At 66.5% G+C, this 19,576-nt stretch carries 14 protein-coding genes; 6 read left to right on the plus strand and 8 right to left on the minus strand.

All coding sequences use genetic code 11. The features are described 5' to 3' along the window. Positions 1 to 498 precede the first annotated feature (498 nt). Together DIE23_RS16530 and DIE23_RS16535 are read left to right on the plus strand one after the other, a co-directional pair. Complete coding sequence (locus tag DIE23_RS16530) at positions 499 to 735, plus strand: DUF4148 domain-containing protein (protein WP_124613117.1); 237 nt, start codon at positions 499 to 501, stop codon at positions 733 to 735. A gap of 408 nt (positions 736 to 1,143) precedes the next feature. Next, the gene (locus DIE23_RS16535; RefSeq protein WP_124613118.1) at positions 1,144 to 1,575 is read left to right on the plus strand and encodes a universal stress protein; all 432 of its coding nucleotides are present in this window, start codon (positions 1,144 to 1,146) and stop codon (positions 1,573 to 1,575) included. Positions 1,576 to 1,640: 65 nt separating this feature from the next. Here DIE23_RS16535 and DIE23_RS16540 read toward each other — a convergent pair whose 3' ends face one another. The 3 genes from DIE23_RS16540 to DIE23_RS16550 all read right to left on the minus strand — a co-directional run bounded on the left by DIE23_RS16540 (position 1,641) and on the right by DIE23_RS16550 (position 4,110). Beyond that, positions 1,641 to 2,081 (minus strand): DUF3331 domain-containing protein, encoded by a 441-nt coding sequence (locus tag DIE23_RS16540; protein ID WP_124613119.1) that lies wholly within the window; start codon positions 2,079 to 2,081, stop codon positions 1,641 to 1,643. A gap of 96 nt (positions 2,082 to 2,177) precedes the next feature. Then, complete coding sequence (locus DIE23_RS16545) at positions 2,178 to 2,567, minus strand: BON domain-containing protein (RefSeq protein ID WP_124613148.1); 390 nt, start codon at positions 2,565 to 2,567, stop codon at positions 2,178 to 2,180. A 238-nt stretch (positions 2,568 to 2,805) separates the two neighbouring features. Continuing rightward, the gene (locus tag DIE23_RS16550) at positions 2,806 to 4,110 is read right to left on the minus strand and encodes an ATP-binding protein (protein WP_260436089.1); all 1,305 of its coding nucleotides are present in this window, start codon (positions 4,108 to 4,110) and stop codon (positions 2,806 to 2,808) included. A 440-nt stretch (positions 4,111 to 4,550) separates the two neighbouring features. Between DIE23_RS16550 and DIE23_RS16555 the strand changes: the two genes are divergently transcribed. The 4 genes from DIE23_RS16555 to DIE23_RS16570 are packed head-to-tail and all read left to right on the plus strand — an operon-like array spanning position 4,551 to position 10,231. Further along, positions 4,551 to 5,228 carry a TetR family transcriptional regulator gene (locus DIE23_RS16555; protein ID WP_124613121.1) on the plus strand — a complete coding sequence of 226 codons (678 nt, stop codon included), beginning with the start codon at positions 4,551 to 4,553 and terminating at the stop codon, positions 5,226 to 5,228. Positions 5,229 to 5,232: 4 nt separating this feature from the next. After that, positions 5,233 to 6,150: a xanthine dehydrogenase family protein subunit M gene (locus DIE23_RS16560; RefSeq protein WP_260436090.1), complete on the plus strand. Its 918-nt coding sequence runs from the start codon at positions 5,233 to 5,235 to the stop codon at positions 6,148 to 6,150. Next, positions 6,131 to 8,926: a molybdopterin cofactor-binding domain-containing protein gene (locus DIE23_RS16565; protein ID WP_124613122.1), complete on the plus strand. Its 2,796-nt coding sequence runs from the start codon at positions 6,131 to 6,133 to the stop codon at positions 8,924 to 8,926. The genes DIE23_RS16560 and DIE23_RS16565 overlap by 20 nt, the downstream gene beginning before the upstream one ends. Before the next feature lie 27 nt (positions 8,927 to 8,953). Continuing rightward, on the plus strand, positions 8,954 to 10,231 hold the full coding sequence (locus DIE23_RS16570; RefSeq protein ID WP_124613123.1) for an MFS transporter: 1,278 nt from the start codon (positions 8,954 to 8,956) through the stop codon (positions 10,229 to 10,231). A gap of 98 nt (positions 10,232 to 10,329) precedes the next feature. On the opposite strand, the gene DIE23_RS16575 is transcribed toward DIE23_RS16570, so the two are convergent. From DIE23_RS16575 to DIE23_RS16595, 5 genes are all read right to left on the minus strand, one after another. Further along, entirely contained in the window at positions 10,330 to 11,109 is a 780-nt protein-coding gene (locus DIE23_RS16575; RefSeq protein ID WP_124613124.1) for a GNAT family N-acetyltransferase, read from the minus strand. Between the two features lie 161 nt (positions 11,110 to 11,270). Continuing rightward, positions 11,271 to 14,792, minus strand: coding sequence for a pyruvate carboxylase (locus DIE23_RS16580; RefSeq protein WP_124613125.1), 3,522 nt, complete (start codon positions 14,790 to 14,792; stop codon positions 11,271 to 11,273). Positions 14,793 to 15,214: 422 nt separating this feature from the next. Further along, complete coding sequence (locus DIE23_RS16585) at positions 15,215 to 16,213, minus strand: LysR substrate-binding domain-containing protein (RefSeq protein WP_124613126.1); 999 nt, start codon at positions 16,211 to 16,213, stop codon at positions 15,215 to 15,217. Positions 16,214 to 16,734: 521 nt separating this feature from the next. Next, positions 16,735 to 18,228, minus strand: coding sequence for an aldehyde dehydrogenase (locus DIE23_RS16590; protein ID WP_124613127.1), 1,494 nt, complete (start codon positions 18,226 to 18,228; stop codon positions 16,735 to 16,737). Between the two features lie 16 nt (positions 18,229 to 18,244). After that, positions 18,245 to 19,576 (minus strand): FAD-binding oxidoreductase, encoded by a 1,332-nt coding sequence (locus DIE23_RS16595; protein WP_124613128.1) that lies wholly within the window; start codon positions 19,574 to 19,576, stop codon positions 18,245 to 18,247.

Genomic DNA, 19,576 nt, shown 5'->3' on the forward strand with positions numbered 1-19,576 from the left:
CACGGCGGCGTGGAGCACGGCATGCGACACCCGTGCCACGCGCCGCGGCGGGATGCCGAGTTGTATCCGCTCGTTCGAACCCGCGGTCGCGACGCGGGCCGCAGGCCGTGGGGCGCACTCGATTTCGCTCGTGCGGTGTCGCATCTCACCGGCCGCCTCGCCCTTCTTCCAGGTACCCGTGATAACACGCGAACCCGCCGATTATTCCAGCCCGATATCGTCAATGCAACAACGCGCGCCGGCGAATGCCTGCGCGTTGCCGAAGCGCATTCGCGTCGCGTCATGATCGGCGCTTTCGTATCCGGATGTATCGCGTGTCCGCATCGATACATGACATTGCAAAACACCACGCCGCGGACACATGCGGGATACCTTTGCGGCGCTCAATACATATGCGACGGATTCTGACGACATTCGCGACGCGGCCGGTGCATCCGGCTCCCGCGTTCGCCAGAGGCCGTGCATAACATTCGATCGACTCACCTTCCGGATTCCGACATGAAGACTTCAAGGATCACCTTCGCGCTCGTCGCGTTTGCTACCGCAGCCTGCGCCCATGCGGCGGCCCCCGTCGATTCGACGACAGGGAATCAAGATGCCGCGTCCACGACCCAATGGGCACCAGCCATCGCGATGCCGACGGGAAAGACACGTTCCGAAGTGCGTCAGGAGCTCGCTCGGGCGCGCCAGAGCGGCGAGCTCGACGCGCTCAGGAAACTCTATTCCGGTCATTGAAGCACCGACGTTTTCCGGAGGTCCGGCATGGGCAGGCGCGATGCTCGCCGGCACGTGCGCGCTTCATCAGCGGCCGCCCATCCGCGTCCGGGCGAAGCCGCGAAGATGCCGGGATTCCTCGGCACGGCCGACGCATCGCGTGACGTGTAGCGGGAGACGGGACATCGCGTCGACGCGCGGAGCTGACGTCGACGCGCGACGTCGCGCGCCTGCCGATGCGAACCGGCCGGCATACGATCGCCGGCGCTGAGGATCGCATCGGAATAAACGATCGCCATCGCGTGTTCAGTGTTGGCAGTCGCGCCCGCTTCCACGCACGTGCCCGCGTGCGGACCGCCTGTACCGATGCCCGTCACGGGCGATCTCATTCCCCCGCCGCCAATATCGAAGATGTCATCGTTGTCCAGAATGCTGCTCGTCTATGACGGATCCCACGAAGCCAACGCCGCGCTCGCACGATGTGCGTCGCTCTCCCGCGCATTGTCGGCCACGGTCGACGTCGTCGCCATCGTCGACAATGTCACCGCCAACGCGCGGTCGGCCGGACTGCTCAGCGAGCTCGCCCATCAGCGGCTGGCGGAATCCGCCCATCGCGATCTTCAACGAGCGATCGACAACCTGACGGACCACGGCATCGCCGCGCGCGGCTATGTCTGCTTCGGACGCGCGGCCGATTCCATCGCCGCGCATGCGTCGACAACCTGCGTGGACATGATCGTCGTCGGATATCGCGCGCCCACCGGGTTCGCTCGCTGGTGGCGCGAGCCTCCCGTTCACTTCGATCTGGCCGAGCGCGTACCGGGTGCGGCGCTTGTCGTCGTCACGGTCGCGTCGACCTAGCGCCGGCGCGCATCGATGCGCGCGGACGACGCGCGATCGCGTTCGTCCGCGGTTCGCCGCCCGGCCTAATTCGCGTCGGCCGCATCGATGCACGACTGAACGGTCGCGGCAAGAATCATCCGCTGGCGGTTGCCGGGCAGACAGACATCGCTCCCGCGCGGACGAAACACCGGATCGCCGCGTTGTATCGCACGCCCCGTCAGCGCACATATCGACGGCACGCGCGCGCGGCTCCTGCACCAGATTTGCTCCGCATACCGCCCTGAACACGAGTCGCTCCACGAAACAGTGATCATGGACAACGACAGGCGCTCCATCACGGCTATCCTGGTAGGCGGCTCGGTGCGCGCACTCGCATCGTCCTCGTTCCATTGACGCAGCCCGAGGCATCGCGCCTTGTATCGCGTGCGCTGCGCTCGCAAGCACACGCTGCGCTGTTCCTGCGAAGGATCCAGGACATTGATCAACGTGCGAGCCACGATGTCCGCTTCATGCAGCATCCCCATCACCTCTTCTCCCAATCAATCGGATCGATCATGTGAAAGCGGACGCACGAATCACCGACACCCTGTCATTCGGCCCCGCGATGCGCGCGCCCTCGTTCAGGCGCCGCCTTTCTCACGCAGCATCAGCTCGCTTTTCACCGACTTGACGCCGCGGATCTTCCGGGCCGACTCGACCGCGAGACGGTCTTCGTCTTCGGTTTGCACCTGGCCGGCCAGCGTCACCTGCCCGGTCGCGGCATTGCCGAAAACCGTGATCGCTTGTCCTTGCAGCCCCTTCGTTCGCGACAGCGTCCTCTGAATCGACCGCGAGAACGTGCGATTGGCCGCACGCGTCGCCTTCTTCGTCTGGGCCGATGTCGGGGTGGACGTCACCGCGGCATCCGTGCCCGCCGCATTGGCACTTTCGTCGGCAAATGCCTGCAGTTGCACGCAAGCGAGCAGGACGGCCGCGAGGCCGCCATTCAGGATGACTTGTCGAATTTTCATGATGGGTTCCTTGGGTTGCTGGTATCGAATGGCACGCAGGTTCCGGCCACATCGCGAAGCCGACTCGATCACCTGTCGCCCGAGTCGTCACCGATGCGATTCGTGTACCGGTGGAACCAGAATAAGGCGCTGCGTCAACGGCATCCATAGCATCTGTAGCTAGCTACACAACCCGTCAGGATAGATGGCCGCATACGTTCGTATAGGCTGCGGACATGGCTGCACGCGTCGCCGCGCATCACGCCGCCTGAGGCGCGGCCGATGCACCGTCAATCGAAAAACGCGGGAGCATCACCATTGCGCGTGTGCCGCCTTCCGCGCGCGGCGTCAGTGCCAGTTGACCATCGTGCGCATCCACGATCGACTTGCAGATGGAAAGGCCCATGCCCATCCCGTGCGGCTTCGTGGTGAACAGCGGTTCGAAGATGCGTTGCGCCAACCGCGGATCGATGCCGTCGCCGCTATCGTCGATCCGGATATGCAAGCCCTCCTGAACGGCTTCGCACGCCAGCACGAGTACGCGGCGCTCCTCGGGGATGCCCAGCATCGCTTCCGCGCCGTTCATCAGCAGGCCGATGACGGCCTGCTGCAGCTGAATGCGTTCGCCGCGCATCGGCATCGGGGACACGAACTCGTCGACGCGCAAGCGCACCTTCATCGCATCCAGCGTGCTTGCCATGATCTCGGCCGCCTCGGAAAGCGCGTCGGCGAGATCGAACGTTGCAAAGGCGGGAACCTCGTGCCGTGCGTTGGCGCGCAGCGCGCGGATGATGGTGCGCGCGCGCTCGGCGCACGCGCAGATGTGGGCGAACATCTCGCGCGCGGCGTCGAGGTTCGGCGTGCCGCGATCGAGCCACTTCAGCCCCGCGCGCGCGGACGTATCGATGGCCGTGATCGGTTGCGCGACCTCATGCACGATCGAAGCGGCCAGCTCGCCGTACGCCTTCAAGCGATCCGCACAATCCGCGTCGGACGGCGTGTCGCCGATCCTTGCCGCGATGCTGTTCGCGCGGGCCTGCCGGGCGGCAAGCTCATCGTGCAGACGCAGGTTCTCCAGAACGAACCCGGCATGCAGCGCAACGATCTCGACCAACGCGGCGTTCGCCGACGTGAAAATGCCCGGCAAGTCCCCGTGTTCGAGATACAGCGCACCCATCAATGCACCATTGCAGCGTATCGGCACGCACATCACCGAGCGCGGCTTGCGACGGCGCACATAGTCGTCGGTCCACCAATGGTCGGCGGCGCAGGCATCGCGCAGCACGAGCCCGTCGCGCAGATGCACGGCAGCGGCCATGATCGGCACCGGCAACCGGTCGGCTGGCAGCCGCTCGACGTGCGACGGATGCGCCGCCGTCGCGCTGGCGGCCCCCTCCCAGCCGCCGTCGCGCATCACCGCAATCACGCCCCACGTCGCCGCCGTGTGCTGTATCGCGGCCTCGAGCAATTTCCCGACGCGCGTCGCGGGCGCGACCTCGTCCGCCATCGTGTGGGAAAGCTGGCGCAACACCTGCACGTCCAGTGCGAGAAGCGATTGAGACATGAGTTCCTCGATGACCGGGGTCATTTCAGGGCCGCTCGGGCCGGAGAGCGATTTCCAGGTAGTCCGCGCAGCGAAAGCGCTGCAGGAATCGTCGAGTTCGTGGTTCATTCGTCTATCTCCTGCGTACCGGGTTGCGGCCTCTGCCAACCTGAAATCAACTTTTCATGTAGTGAGTACTCCACAAACGAATGTTAGCAGCACTTTCTCGAAATAAAAATATGAAGATAGCGAGATTCGTTCGCCACGGTGATGGCTCGGCCGTGTAGTGCGAATACAAACCATTGAATATACAGTGAATTTATTTCATGTTGCGGACACGAGAAGAGTTCCGTAGAATTCTAAGTTCATGTAGCGTTCCCTGTACGAAAGTTTGCGGGAACGCCGCCAGTGCAGGTTTTTTCAGGCGGAATGGCCGGGTTGGCGGCCGCCATAGGAACGGTATGGCTCAAGCAGCAAAAGGCAAGGCTGTGCGTGGAACCGGTGTCCGGGAGGCGGCGGCGCAGGAAACCCGCGACAAGATCCTGCACGCGGCGACCAAGGTCTTCGCGCGCTACGGCTACGAAGGCGGCAGCGTCGAAAGGATTTCGCGGCTGGCGAAGTCGTACGACCGGATGATCTATTACTACTACGGGAGCAAGGAAGGGCTGTTCGTTGCGGTGCTCGAAGGCATCTACCGACGGATGGACGAGGCGGAGCTCAAAATGGCGCCCGATGCTTCGAACCCCGTGGAAGCGCTCAAGTCCGTGATTCGCTTCAAGCTGGACTATTATTGGCGCAATCCGGATTTCATCACGCTGCTCAACACGGAGAACCTGCACAAGGGCAAGCACTTGTCCAAGCTCGAGCGCCGGGGCGAGTACTCGTCGCATGCGGTTGAGATCATCGCGAAGATTCTCGAGAACGGCGTCGCACAAGGCCTGTTTCGCACGGGCCTCCGGGCGCGCGACGTTTTCCTGCTGATCATCTCGACCGCGTATTTTTATACGTCGAACCTGTATACGTTGTCCGCGTTCCTCGGGGAGGAGCTGAATGCGCCGGATGCCGTGCGCCATTGGGAGACGTTCGTGATCGACAGCGTGCTGCGGGTGGTCCGCAAGGACGCGTCGATCGATGCTTGAGCGTGTGCCGGCGCCGCTGTCGACCCCTGTCGACCCTCGTGACCATCAAGATGCAGGCCCCGTTGCGATGAACTATCTTCGCGCCCACACCATCGACGAAGTGCTCGGCCGGCTGGCAACACAGCCGCGGCCGCGCATCGTTTGCGGGGCCACCGACGCCTTCGCCGATATCGGCCTCGTGCCCGCCCGCTCGGCCTGGGTCGATATCAGCCGCATCGATGCGTTGCGCGCCATCGAGCAGCACGACGACGTGATCCGCATCGGCGCGGCGAGCACCTGGGAAGCCATCGCCCGGACGGCATGGCTGCCCGTGGCGCTGACGGCGGCCGCCGCTTGCGTCGGCCCCCGGCAGATTCGCGTCCAGGGCACGATCGGCGGCAACCTGTGCCATGCGTCGCCGGTGGCGGACGGGATCCCCGCGCTGCTGGCGCTCGACGCTCGGGTCGAGCTGGCGAGCCTGCGCGGCGTGCGCCGCTTGCCGTTGGCCGAATTCCTGCTCGCCAACGGCCGGACCGCGCTGCACGCGGACGAACTGCTGGTCGCCGTGCTGCTTGCACCACCACACACGCACGACCGGACGTCGTTCATCAAATGCACGAATCGCGACGGCTCGGCGATCGCCGTCGTTTCGGCCGCCGCGCAATTGCGCGTGAGTGCGGACGGCACGGCCGATGCGGTCGCCGTTGCGATCGGCGGCGCATCCGACGTGGCGCGCCGGATGCGGGCGCTCGAGGCGGCACTCGCGGGCCGGCGGCTCGACGAACTGGCCGGCGTGATCGCGGCGGCGCCGCTTGCCGAGCTGTCTCCGGTCGACGACTGCCGGGCGACCGCGTCGCATCGCATTCATCTCGCGCGGCTGGCGGTCACGCGCGCTTTCACATGCTGCATCGAGGAGAACGCACGTGGCGCATCCACTGCCTGATCAGCTGGCCGACGTTCGCGAAACCATCGCGGGCGGCAGCACGCCGGTTTCGCCGGAGCCGGACTGGTTCGAGCTCAACGGCACGCGGCGAAGCCTGCCGACCGACCACTCGCAGCGGCTCATCGACCATCTGCGCGCGGACCTGCGCCAGTTCGGCACCAAGGAAGGTTGTCGCCAGGGCGATTGCGGCAGCTGCACGGTGATCGTCGACGGCGACGCGCGCTACGCGTGCCTGATTCCGGTCGGCCAGGTCGCGGGGCGCCGTGTCGTCACCGTCGAAGGCCTCGCCGAAGGCACCCGCTGCGGCGGCCGCCTGCAGCACGCGTTCCTCGCCCATCAGGCAGTGCAATGCGGCTTCTGCACGCCCGGCATGCTGACGGCCGCGGCGGCGGCGATCGACGCCGGCGAGGTGAGCGATCGCGCCAGTGCGCGGGCCGCCATCGACGGCGTGCTGTGCCGCTGCACCGGCTACCAGAAGATCGTCGACGCGGTGACCGAGGCGGGCTGCGGCGCCGCCGCGCGATGCGTGACGCCTGCGCCGTCCGAAGGGCCGTCCGTCGGCGTACCGCTGACGCGGCTCGACGGCCCGGAAAAGGTCGATGGAAGCCAGCGTTTCGGCGCCGACGGCTATCCGGCCGACAGCCTGTTCCTGCGCGCGGTCCGCAATCCGCATCACCGCGCGCGTTTCGCGTTCGGCGACCTCGACGCATTCGTGCACGCCCATCCGGGCGTGCACCGTGTCCTCACCCACGCCGATGTGCCCGGTATGAATCTGCACGGTGTCGCGACACCGTACGCGGATCAGCCCGTCCTTCCGGAGATGGAGGCGCGCCACCATCTCGAGGCGGTTGCGCTGGTGGTCGGCGAGCGCGCCGCCATCGCGGCGCTCGACCTCGACTGCTTTCCGGTGAGCTGGGAACCGCTGACGCCGGTGCTCGCGATCGCCGATGCGGTGCTGGACGACAGTCCGCAGCTGCACGCCGATCGTCCCGGCAACGTGCTGATCGAGGGGCGCGTGCGCCGCGGCGACCCGGAACGCGCGATGCAAGACGCCCGTCACGTCGTGAGTGCAACGTTCGAATCCAGTTTCGTCGAGCATGCGTACCTCGAGCCCGAGGCCGGCTGGGCGCGACGCGTGGGCGACACCATCGAAATCCATTCGTCCACGCAGGCGCCGCATCCGCATCGCGCCGATCTCGCCCGCATTCTTGCGGTCGCGCCGGAGCAGGTGCGCGTCGTGGCGACCGCGGTCGGCGGCGGTTTCGGTGGCAAGCTCGACATGACGGTCCAGCCGCTGCTCGCGATCGCGGCCTGGCATCTCGACAAGCCGGTCGCGATGGTGTTGTCGCGCGAGGAATCGATGGCCACGTCAACCAAGCGCCATCCCGGCCGCATGACGTCCAGCATGGCCGCCGATGCCGATGGCCGGCTCCATGCGGTGACGTTCGACGCCGACTTCAATACCGGCGCGTTCGCGTCCTGGGGCACGGCCGTCGCCAACCGGGTACCGGTGCATGCCGGCGGGCCGTACGTCATCCCCCACTATGCGGCGCGCGCACGTGCGGTTCATACGCACGTGACGGCCGCGGGCGCATTCCGGGGCTTTGGCGTACCGCAGACGACGATGTCCCAGGAACAACTCATCGACGAGCTGGCGTTCACGGCTGGCATCGATCCGCTCGAGTTCCGCGCGATGAACGCGCTGCGGCCGGGCGACACCCTGCCGACCGGGCAGGTTCTGGACGACAGCGTGGGGCTCGTCGCCTGCCTCGATGCGCTGCGACCGGCGTGGCGTGACGCACACGCCCGCGTCGCCACGTTGAATGCGGCCGCGCCGGGCCACCTGCGTCATGGCGTCGGGATGGCGGCGTTCTTCTACGGGTGCGGCAACACCGCGTTGCCGAACCCGTCGACCGTGCGCTTCGGCATTCGGCCCGACGGCACGATCGTCCTGCACCAGGGCGCGGTGGACGCCGGTCAGGGCGCGAACACCGTGATTCCGCAAATCGCGGCCGATGCGCTGGGGGTACCGGTCGATCGGCTGCACTTCGTCGGCACGGACACGTCGGTGACGCCGGATTGCGGTCGCACGTCCGCTTCGCGCCAGACGCTCATTACCGGTCGAGCGGCGTTCCTCGCCGGCACGACGCTGCGCCACCGGCTGCTCGCCTTCGCCGGCGCGGCATCCGACGCGCGGATTTCGGCCGATGCGCGCGGCGTTGTCGTGGATGGCGAAGTGCTCGATCTGCGGACGCTGCCGGTCGATGCACACGGCTACGTCATCGCGGCCGAAGAGAGCTTCGATCCGCCGACCACGTCGCTCGATGCGTCGGGGCAAGGCTCGCCGTATGCCACCTATGCATTCGGCGCGCAGATGGCCGAAGTCGTGGTGGACTGCGACAGCGGCCGCGTCCGCGTGCTCAAGGTCGTGGCCGCGCACGACGTCGGCAGAATGGTCAATCCGACGCTGCTCGAAGGACAGATCGAAGGCGCGGTGGCGCAAGGTATCGGCATGGCGCTGATGGAGAAGTACCACCCCGGGCGATATAACAATCTGCACGACTACCTGATTCCAACAGTGCATGACATGCCCGACGTGCAGTCGATTTTCATCGAAGCGCCGACGGCCGTCGGCCCGTACGGGGCAAAAGGCATCGGCGAGCCGGCGCTGGTCCCCACGGCGGCGGCCATCCTGAATGCGATCCATCACGCAACCGGCGTACGCATCCGCCAGGCCCCGGCCACGCCGGATGTCGTGCGTGTCGCGCTCCGATAGCGCCGTTCCCACTCAGCGAACAACACGATGACGCCAACAAGAAATGCCGAGGAAGTCTCACTGCGAGCCGGATCCGGCTCGTCCTGGTACGCGGAACTCGATCCCGCCGGCAAGCGGGCATTCAAGGCATCGTTCGCCGGCTGGGCGACCGATGCGTTCGATTTCATGGTGTTCAGCTTCGTGCTGGCTTCGCTGATCGACCTGTGGGGCCTCGATCGCGGCAAGGCCGGCCTGCTGAGCACCGTAACCCTGATTTTCTCGTCGGTGGGCGGCTGGATTGCCGGCATCCTGGCGGACCGCTACGGACGGGTGAAGGTACTGCAAGGCACGATCCTGTGGTTCTCGGTCTGCACGCTCGCGATCGGCTTCGCGCAGAACTTCGAGCAGATCTTCGTGCTTCGTGCGCTGCAAGGACTCGGCTTCGGCGGCGAATGGGCGGTGGGCGCCGTGCTGATCGGCGAGATCGTCGCGCCCGCACATCGCGGCAAGGCAGTTGGGCTGGTACAAAGCGGCTGGGCGATCGGTTGGGGTTGCGCGGCGATTCTCTACAGCATTGCGTTTTCCGTCCTGCCCGAGTCGCTGGCGTGGCGCAGCCTGTTCTGGGTGGGCATCGTGCCCGCCCTGCTCGTGCTCTACATCCGCAAGCACGTGCCGGAGCCCGACGTGTTCGTGCAGGCGGACGCAGCCCGGAAACAAGGCGCCAGCCAGCCGTCGGTGTGGGCCATCTTCTCGCGTTCGCAGGTGCGACGCACGGTCCTGGCCGCGCTGCTGTGCACGGGCATCCAGGGCGGCTTCTATGCGATGTCCACCTGGCTGCCGGCCTTCCTCAAGATCGAGCGACACCTGTCCGTGCTCGACACCAGCGCTTATCTGTTCGTGATCATCGTGGGGTCGTTCTGCGGATATGTCGTCGGCGCGTACCTTTCCGACTTCTGGGGACGCCGGCGCAACTTCATGCTGTTCTCCGCGCTGTCCCTCGTGTCGGTGTGTCTGTACCTAACGCTGCCGTTGTCGAATGCGCAGATGCTGTGGCTGGGCTTTCCACTGGGCTTTTCTTCATGCGGGATCTTCAGCGGGGTCGGCGCCTACCTGACGGAACTGTATCCGTCGAACTTCCGCGCGAATGCGCAAAGCTTCACGTATAACTTCGGCCGCGGCATCGGCGCGCTGTTCCCGAGCCTCGTTGGGATGCTGAGCCATTCGCTCGGTCTGGCGCTGGCCATCGCGATCTTTTCGGGCGCGGCCTATGGCGTGGTGCTGTTGGCGGTGCTCCTGTTGCCGGAGACGAAAGCCCGATCGCTTTGACGGTCGGCGATGGAATGGCCGCCGTTCAACGCCCGGTGAATGCGCCGGGCGCTGCCCGGACGATGCGAGCGATTCCCGCGTGCGCCCGCCCGCGTCATTCAGCGACTGACGTACACCTGCCACTCCTCGCCGGTGGTAAAGCCCATCGACTCGTACACGTGACGCCCTGCCGGCGTGCAATGCAGAAACGCGGTATGCGCGCCGGCCTCGAACGCGGCATTCAGTACCGCCTGAGTCGCGGCCCGCGCGTAACCTCGTCGCCGATAGGCCGGTAGTGTCGACACATTGAATACGCCGACCTGAGCGTTGCGCACGACGCCGAACGAAGTCGCGACCGGCATCCCGTCGACCTCCACCCAAAAGCCCATCATGCCGTCGGCTTCCAGCACGGCCGGCGCGCTCAGCCTGCGAAATACGCCTTCCGGCGCCTCATAGCCCGCGGCAAGCGCGCCGTTGTATCGTTCGCTGTCCGCTGCCGTGACGCGCCGCACGACCACTTGCCCGTCGCTGTTCGCCGGCGCGGCGGCGCGCGCCAGCCGCTTCGTCATGAACGGCAGCGCGACGCGTCGTGTCAGGCCATGATCGTCCGCGATCCGCGCGATCTCGTCGGCGTGCGTGCTCGCGTCGCGGGTCTGAATGCTCCACGGCACTGCGCACGTGCTGAACGCGCCGGAAAGCAGCCGGATTTCGTCGACATCAGGCTGACACGTCATGCTGATGATCGCGTTCAGCACGGACACGGGCGCGCCACTGTAGAACGCCTTCGTTCCATGCGCGCCGCGTTCGACGAAACCCCCATCCTGCAAGCGACAAAACGCGTCGATCGACTCGTGCCACGCGGCCACGGAAGCATCCAGCAGTTCGGTCGTAGAGCTCATTTCGGTCCTGAACAAGGTCGGTGGCTGATATCCATCGACAACACTCGAGCAAACCGATTCATTCCGTGCCGACGCGCGAATGCCATGTGCGAGACGTGCCGCGAGCCCGGCCCGTCGCGGTCCCCGGTACGGTCAGCAAGGCCAACCGATCACGGCGACACTCATTGCGTCGGGTCTTTCAACTCGATCAGCAGATCCTTCGCCGCGACGCGCTCACCCGGCTTCACATGCACGGCCGCGATCTCGCAGTCGCGCTCCGCCGCGATGTGCGTTTCCATCTTCATCGCCTCGAGCGCGATCAGCGTCGTGCCAGCCGCCACGCGCTGCCCCGGCTGCACGGCCACCGTCACCACCGAGCCCGGCATCGGCGCGGCCACATGCAGCGGATTGCCCGGATCGGCACGCTGCAGCCCATGACGCTCCTTGCCCGCGTGCACGACCGTCTTCTGCTCGACCAGCGCGGAACGCGACTGGCCGTTCAGCTCGAACAGCACCTTCACGATGCCGTCCTGCGCATCGGCATGCTGGCCCTGCAGCGACACGAGCAGCGTCTTGCCCGGCTCGATGTCGATCGCCACCTCCTCCTGCGGCTGCAGCCCGTACAGGAACGCCGACGTCGGCACGACCGACGTGTCGCTGTATGAGCGAACGTGCGCGTAGTAGTCGACCGTCTGCTTCGGATACATCAGGTAGGACGCCAGTTGCCGGTCGTCGAGCGACTGTTCGCACGCGGCCTCGGCCTGCTTGCGTACCGCGTCGAGGTCGACCGGCGGAATCTGGTCGCCGGGACGATACGGCGCCGGCGGCTCGCTCTTCAGCACCTTGCGCGACAGGTTCGCCGGGAAGCCATCGGGCGGGAAGCCCAGCTCGCCCTTGAACAGCGACACGACCGATTCCGGGAACGCGATGTCCTTGTCCGGGTTGCGCACGTCGTCCACGCTCAGGTCGTTCGCGACCATCATCAGCGCCATGTCGCCGACCACCTTCGACGTCGGCGTGACCTTTACGATGTCGCCGAATAGCCGGTTCACGTCCGCGTACGCGCGCGACACCTCGGTCCAGCGATGATCGATGCCGAGCGAGCGCGCCTGCTCGCGCAGGTTCGTGTACTGGCCGCCGGGCATCTCGTGACGGTAGACGTCGGCCGTGCCCGCGCGGATCTCCGATTCGAACGGCGCGTAATAACGGCGCACGCCTTCCCAGTACATCGACGCCTCGTGCAGGCGGTCCTGATCCAGCCCCGGATCGCGTTCGCTGCCGGCCAGTGCGGCCGCGATGCTCGACAGGTTCGGCTGCGACGTGAGCCCGCTCATCGCGTCGAGCGCGCCGTCCACTGCGTCGCAGCCTGCTTCAACCGCCGCGAGCACCGACGCCGCGGCGATCCCGCTCGTGTCGTGCGTATGGAAATGCACGGGCAGCCCGGTTTCCTCCTTCAGCGCCTTCACGAGCGTCGCGACCGCCTGCGGACGGCAGATGCCGGCCATGTCCTTGATGCCCAGCACGTGCACGCCGGCCTGCTGCAGCTCGCGCGCGATGCCGACGTAGTACTTGAGGTCGTACTTCGCGCGCGACGTGTCGAACAGGTCGCCGGTGTAGCAGATCGCGCCTTCGCACAGCATCCCGCTCTCGCCGACCGCATCGATCGCCACGCGCATGTTGCGCACCCAGTTCAGCGAGTCGAACACGCGGAACACGTCGACGCCCGCGCTCGCGGCCTGCTGCACGAAGAAGCGCACGACGTTGTCCGCGTAGTTCGTATAACCGACCGCATTCGAGCCGCGCAGCAGCATCTGGAACAGGATGTTCGGCACGCGTTCGCGCAGCAGCGCGAGCCGCTCCCACGGGTCTTCCTTCAGGAAGCGCAGCGCGACGTCGAACGTCGCGCCGCCCCAGCATTCGAGCGAGAACAGCTGCGACAGCTCGCGCGCATAGAACGGCGCGATCGGCAGCATGTCGGCCGTGCGCATGCGCGTCGCGAACAGCGACTGGTGCGCGTCGCGCATCGTCGTGTCGGTCAGCAGCACCTGCTTCTGGTCGAGCATCCAGCTCGCGAATTTCTCCGGGCCAAGCTCACGCAAGCGATCGCGCGTGCCCGCGGGAATCGCCACCGCCGTATCGATCTTCGGCAGCACGGGTTTCGACAACGGCAGTGCCGGCAGCGTGCGGCCGTCCATCTCGGCGTTGCCGTTCACGTTCAGCTCGCCGAGATAGCGCAGCAGCTTCGTCGCGCGATCGCCGCGCTTCGCGAATGCGAGTAGCTCCGGCGTCTTGTCGATGAAGCGCGTCGTCACGTCGCCCGCGATGAACGCCGGGTGATTGATCACGTTCTCGAGAAACTGCAGGTTCGACGTGACGCCGCGAATCCGGAACTCGCGCAATGCGCGATCCATCCGGTGGATCGATTCGGCCGCCGTCGGCGCCCAGGTCGTCACCTTGACCAGCAGCGAGTCGTAGTACGGCGTGATCACCGCGCCGCCATAGGCGGTGCCGGCGTCGAGGCGCACGCCGAAGCCCGCCGCGCTGCGATAGGCGGTGAGCCGCCCGTAATCGGGCAGGAAGTCGTTCTCCGGATCCTCGGTCGTGATCCGGCATTGCAGCGCGTTGCCGTTCAGCGGAATCGCCTGCTGTTCCGGCACGCCGGCCGCACGTTCGACGAGCGTGCCCGCGCCATCGATGACATCGTCGGCCAGACCAATCCGCCCGCCCTCCGTGATGCGGATCTGCGCCTTCACGATGTCGATCCCGGTGATCATCTCGGTCACCGTGTGCTCGACCTGAATACGCGGGTTCACCTCGATGAAGTAGAACTGGCCGGTGTCGGCATCCATCAGGAATTCGACAGTGCCCGCATGCGTATAGCCGACCGCGCGCATCAGGCGCAGCGCCGCTTCGCACAGCGCCTGCCGGCCGTCGTGATCGAGATACGGCGCCGGTGCGCGTTCGACGACCTTCTGGTTGCGCCGCTGCACCGTGCAGTCGCGCTCGTACAAATGCACGACCGTGCCGTGCAGGTCGCCGAGCACCTGCACCTCGACGTGGCGCGCATTGCGCACGAGCTTCTCGACATACACCTCGTCGTTGCCGAACGCGGCCAGCGCCTCGCGGCGCGCGACAGGCAGCAGCGTCTCGAGATCGCGCTCGTTCTCGAGCACGCGCATCCCGCGCCCGCCGCCGCCCCAGCTCGCCTTCAGCATCAGCGGATACCCGACTTCCGCCGCCAGCGCCTTGCATGCAGCGAGATCGTCGGGCAGCGGCGCGGTCGCGGGCATCACCGGCACGCCGGCGGCGATCGCCGCGTTGCGCGCGGCCACCTTGTTGCCGAGCGTGCGCATCACGTCCGGCGACGGGCCGATCCAGCGGATGCCAGCGTCGATCACGGCCTGCGCGAAGTCCGGGTTCTCGGACAGGAAGCCGTAGCCGGGGTGAATCGCGTCGACCTTCGCCTGCCGCGCGACGCGCAGGATGTCGTCGATGTCGAGATAGGCGGCGAGCGGCTTCTTGCCCTCGCCGATCAGGTAGCTTTCGTCCGCCTTGAAGCGATGCAGCGCGAGACGGTCTTCCTTCGAATACACCGCCACCGTACGCATGTTCAGTTCGGCGGCGGCACGCATCACGCGAATCGAGATTTCCGAGCGGTTCGCGATCAGGATGGACTGGATGGGGGTAGGCGTCACGGCGGCCATGGATAGTGAAGGGGTTGAATTGAATTCGTCGATGCGCCGTCCTCCACCCGCTTGCTTCGCTGGGCGGCGTGCGAATCCTCGCGTCGGTCAAGCGCAGTTGCATCGTCCCGGCTTTCGCCAGTCAACATGTTCGTCATATCGCCCGGCTGTGGCTATAACCGTCGCGACGACGAATGGTATTCAGCCGACCAACCGGAAATGAGGGACCGGCTCGCCGGCCGGTCATCGGGCTGGTTCATTTCATCCGGAAACACCGGCCAAACGAGCGGACACCGGGCACGCCGTTCCATTGATGCAAAAAGCAGGCCACATCGAATATCGAACGGACGGTGTTGATGGACGGGGCCCCGACGCGGAACCCCGGCCCCGTCTCGGCTCAGATATGGAATCGAAGTTTCAATTCTGAAATCCGGCGAGTGTCATCAAGCGATCTCGACGCCCGCATCGAGCCAGCCGCGCATCATCACGCCGACCTCGTCGCTCAGCCATTGACGGAACAGCCGGTATTCCGGGCGCGGCTGCGCATTCCGGTGCGTGATCAGATAGTGATGGCGATCGCGAAACACCAGCACGTCCTGTACCGGCCGCATCAGGATGCCCTGGTCGATCTGCCGGTGCACGAGGTGATGCCAGCCCAGCAGCGTGCCCTCGCCGGCCTCGGCCTGCGCGACGAGCAGCCGGTAGTCGTTGCTTTCCAGATGCTTGTTCTCGGTCAGCATGTCGGTGCCGTCGCTCTGCTGGAACCAGTTGCGCCACACGCGCCAGTCGACGTGCTCGCAGACCTGCGCGCGGCCCAGCATCGACAGGTTCAGGGTCGGGCACGACAGCAGGTCCAGCGGCTTCAGCGACCGTCCATGGAAATGACGTTTGTGAAACGACGGGCTGCACACCGGATACACGATGTCGTGAAACAGCGGCTCGACTTCGAACTCGGGCTCGCGCGGCGGGTTCTTCGTGATGATGACGTCGGGCTCGATGAGCCCGTCGAGTTCCATGAAGTGCTCGGTGACGATCACGTGCAGCCGGATATCCGGAAACTGCTCGCGAAACGCCGGCAACCGCGACGACAGCCACAGCGCCGAGAACGTGTGCGACACGCAGATCATCAGCGCATGCTTGTCGGTGCGGCGCACCGCCTCCGCCGCCTCGGCGATGTTCATGATCGACAGATACGACGCGTTGTAGAGAATCCGCCCCGCGTCCGTCAGCGCGATATGCCGGCCGGTCCGCTCGAACAGAGCGACGTCGAGCGAATCCTCGAGTTCCTTGATCTGCCGGCTGATCGCGGCCTGCGTCACGCACAGCACCTCGGCCGCCTGGGTGAAGCTCTCGTAGCGCGCCGCCGTCACGAAACACCGCAGCGCGCGCAGCGACGGCATCTGCGCGAGGAGTCGGTCGGCAAACAACTGCTTCTTCAACATGGCTTTCACTCTCAAAACGGAGGTCGGACGCTGCGTCGACGAACCCGTCGACGACAGTCCCGCCGGCTGCCCGCGGGCAGTTTCATCGCAAACCTTTCAATTGTCCGAATATTGCAGCTTGCGAGTCGGCCTGGCGGCTGGCAACGGCGGCGCCGCGGAAGCGGCGTCGCGATGACGCTATTGTCGGTCGATTGTGCACTGCATCGCCATTATCGGAAGCGATGATGGGGACTGCAAGACGAACGGCGGATCGGCATGCCCGTCGGCCGCGCCGCCCCCCGCACCGCGCGTTTACGCAGCGCACCACGCGTCAGGCCGTGCCGCCATCGCAGATAGCCTAGCGTACCGCCGTTTGTCGCGCGCGGCTTGCGCTGGCCCATCAGTCAGCGGCCGTGCGCGCGGCATTGTGCCGGGCGGCATCGCGGTCGATCCGCGGCATGCGCGAAGCGGCCGAAGCCGCCGCGCGCATGCCGCCGACCGGGCCGCGCGGGCCCGGCGAGTTGCTCGTCCGGCGAGCGCCCTCAGTCGAGCTTCAGCCAGGTGGTCTTCAGCTCGCAATACTGATCGTGCGCGTAGACGGACTTGTCGCGGCCACCGAACCCCGACTGCTTGAAGCCGCCGAACGGCGTCGACAAGTCGCCTTCGCCGAAGCAGTTCACCGTGACCGTCCCCGCGCGAATCCGCGCGGCGACCTTGTGCGCGCTGTTCACGTTGTCGGTCCACAGCGACGCGGCGAGCCCGTAGCAAGTATCGTTCGCGATCCGCACCGCGTCGTCGACGTCGTCGTATTCGATGACGCACACGACCGGCCCGAACACCTCGTCGCGCGCGATGCTCATCTCCGGCGTCACCTGATCGAAGATCGTCGGCTCGACGAACCAGCCGCCCGTCTCCGCGAGGATCGCGTGCCCGCCACATACCACCCGCGCGCCTTCCGCCTTCGCCTTCTCGATATGGCCGAGCACCTTCTCGTAGTGCTTCTGCTCGATCAGCGCACCGAGCTTCACGTCCGGGTCGAGCGGATCGCCGGTCTTCCAGCCGGCGAGCACGGCCTGGACCTTCTCCAGCAGTTCCGCCTTGCGGCTCGCCGGCACGAGGATCCGCGAGCCGGCGCTGCAGTTCTCGCCCATGTTCCAGAACGCGGCCGCGACGGCCTGCTCGGCCACCGCATCGAGGTTCGCGACGTCCGGCAGGATCACCTGCGGATTCTTGCCGCCGCACTCGAGCACGACGCGCTTCAGGTTCGTATCGGCCGAATAGTGCAGGAACCGCTTGCCCGTCGCCGTCGAGCCGGTGAACGCAACGAGATCGACGTCCGGATGGCGGCCGATCGCCTCGCCGGCCTCGCCGCCGAACCCGGTGACGACGCTGAACACCCCCGGCGGCACGCCGGCCTCGAGCGCAAGATCGGCGATGCGCAGCGTCGACAGCGACGTCTGTTCGGCCGGCTTCACGACCACGCTGTTGCCGACCGACAGCGCGGGGCCGATCTTCCAGGCGAGCATCAGCGCCGGGAAATTCCACGGCAGCACGGCGCCGACGACGCCGATCGGCTCGCGCGTGATCATGCTCACGACGCCCGCGCCGGACGGCGACAACGCGTCGTAGCGCTTGTCGGTCACCTCCGCGTGCCAGCGAATGCATGCGGCCGACTCGGGAATGTCGAGCCCCAGGCATTCGCCGATCGGCTTGCCGGCTTCCAGTGCCTCGAGCAGCGCGAGTTCCTCAGCGTGCTCGTCGATCAGCTGCGCGACGCGCAGCAGCACCGCCTTGCGGTGCGCGGGCGCGGCCTTCGACCAGACACCCGATTCGAACGCGTCACGCGCGGCCACGACCGCCCGTTCGACGTCTCGTTCGTTGCATCGCGCCACCTCGGCGAGCACCTTGCCGGATGCGGGGTTGAGCGTGGCGAACGTCTCGCCCGACGCCGCCGCGCTGCGTTGGCCCGCGATGAACGCGCGACCGTCGAGCGACAACGCATTCGCCTTCTGTTTCCAATCCTGATGGGTCGTCATGTCGTTTCCTCAGTCATCAAAGCTCGGCACCGGCCGAGAACTCCTTGGCCCAGATCGTCGCCGACACGGCCAGGTCGACGATCGGCCGAATCGGCAGCGGGCGCGGACGCGGCTGCTTCAGCAACTGCTGCACGAGGCTGTTCGATTCGCCGAGCGCGTATTCGGCGATCAGCTTGCCGGAGGCCGACCCGCGGCTCAGGCCGAGGCCGTTGCAGCCGATCGCCTGGTAGAGGCCGTCGTCGCGCCTGCCGAACAGCGCACCGTTGTTGGCGGACAGGCACAACGGCCCGCCCCACGTATATTCCAGCTCGACGCCGCCGAGCATCGGGAAGCGGCGCTCGAACGAGCGTTGATGCAGATGCCGAGACTTCGCGAGATCGGCCTGCGACACCTTCACGTCCGGCCGGAACGCGAAATGGTTGCGCACGCAAATGCGATCGGTGATCAGGCGCCGCACCGTCGTGCCCATCGGGTCGGCCGGAATCAGCGACCACGAGCGCGTGCCGCCGAGTTTCGCCACTTCGTCGGCGTTCATCGGACGCGTGAGCGATGCGAACGTATAGACCGGCAGCAGGCCGTTCGAATGCATGCCGAAGGTCGCCGCGTACGCGTTCGTGCACAGGATCACCTGCTTCGCGACGATCGTGCCGCCCGCGAAATGCAGCACGCGCGTGTCGCCGCGAGGTTCGATCCGCGTCACCGGGCTGAGCTCGAACACCGTCACGTTCGCCGGTTGCGTCGCCGCCAGGCCGCGCATCAGCGCCGCCGGCTGCACCGTGCTGCAGCCGGGCGTGAACAGCGCGCCCGTGTAGAAGTCGGTGCCGGTCACGGCCTTGATCGCGGCCTGGTCGAGCCATTCGAACGCTTCGCCGATGCGGGTCAGGCCGTCGGCAAAATGCGCGAGCGCGGCGGCGCCCTTCTTGTTCACCGATGCGTGGAATTTGCCGTCGTCGCGCCAGTCGCAATCGATGCCGAAGCGCCGCACGATGTCACGCACGTAGTCGATGCCGTGCCGCTGAAACCGCACGTCGGCGCGATCCTCGTCGACGCTGCGCGAGTAACTTTCGCTGCTGATGTCGTGCGGCAGGTCGACGAAGAATCCGGAATTGCGCCCGGCCGTCGTGCGGCCGATCCGGTCGGCCTCCACGAGCGCGATCGACGCGTCGGGCGCGAGCTCCGCCAGCCGGCGCGCCGCGCAAAGGCCGGTGATGCCGCCGCCCACGACCACCCAGTCGAATCGGCTGTCGGACGTGACAGGCTTCGCTTCCTGCGCCGGCGGCAGGCTCTCCCACCACCCGTTCACCCCGTCCGGCGCCGGAAACCGCGCGAATTCCAGATTCGAGCCCAT

The sequence above is a fragment of the Burkholderia sp. Bp9143 genome (assembly GCF_003853645.1).
Taxonomy (GTDB): Bacteria; Pseudomonadota; Gammaproteobacteria; order Burkholderiales; family Burkholderiaceae; genus Burkholderia.

Excerpts from the sequence above, each read along its gene's own strand:
- DIE23_RS16530 (WP_124613117.1), top strand. The coding sequence starts at position 499 with ATGAAGACTTCAAGGATCACCTTCGCGCTCGTCGCGTTTGCTACCGCA.
- DIE23_RS16535 (WP_124613118.1), top strand. The coding sequence starts at position 1,144 with ATGCTGCTCGTCTATGACGGATCCCACGAAGCCAACGCCGCGCTCGCA.
- DIE23_RS16540 (WP_124613119.1), bottom strand. The coding sequence starts at position 2,081 with ATGGGGATGCTGCATGAAGCGGACATCGTGGCTCGCACGTTGATCAAT.
- DIE23_RS16545 (WP_124613148.1), bottom strand. The coding sequence starts at position 2,567 with ATGAAAATTCGACAAGTCATCCTGAATGGCGGCCTCGCGGCCGTCCTG.
- DIE23_RS16550 (WP_260436089.1), bottom strand. The coding sequence starts at position 4,110 with ATGTCTCAATCGCTTCTCGCACTGGACGTGCAGGTGTTGCGCCAGCTT.
- DIE23_RS16555 (WP_124613121.1), top strand. The coding sequence starts at position 4,551 with ATGGCTCAAGCAGCAAAAGGCAAGGCTGTGCGTGGAACCGGTGTCCGG.
- DIE23_RS16570 (WP_124613123.1), top strand. The coding sequence starts at position 8,954 with ATGACGCCAACAAGAAATGCCGAGGAAGTCTCACTGCGAGCCGGATCC.
- DIE23_RS16575 (WP_124613124.1), bottom strand. The coding sequence starts at position 11,109 with ATGAGCTCTACGACCGAACTGCTGGATGCTTCCGTGGCCGCGTGGCAC.
- DIE23_RS16580 (WP_124613125.1), bottom strand. The coding sequence starts at position 14,792 with ATGGCCGCCGTGACGCCTACCCCCATCCAGTCCATCCTGATCGCGAAC.
- DIE23_RS16585 (WP_124613126.1), bottom strand. The coding sequence starts at position 16,213 with ATGTTGAAGAAGCAGTTGTTTGCCGACCGACTCCTCGCGCAGATGCCG.
- DIE23_RS16590 (WP_124613127.1), bottom strand. The coding sequence starts at position 18,228 with ATGACGACCCATCAGGATTGGAAACAGAAGGCGAATGCGTTGTCGCTC.
- DIE23_RS16595 (WP_124613128.1), bottom strand. The coding sequence starts at position 19,576 with ATGGGCTCGAATCTGGAATTCGCGCGGTTTCCGGCGCCGGACGGGGTG.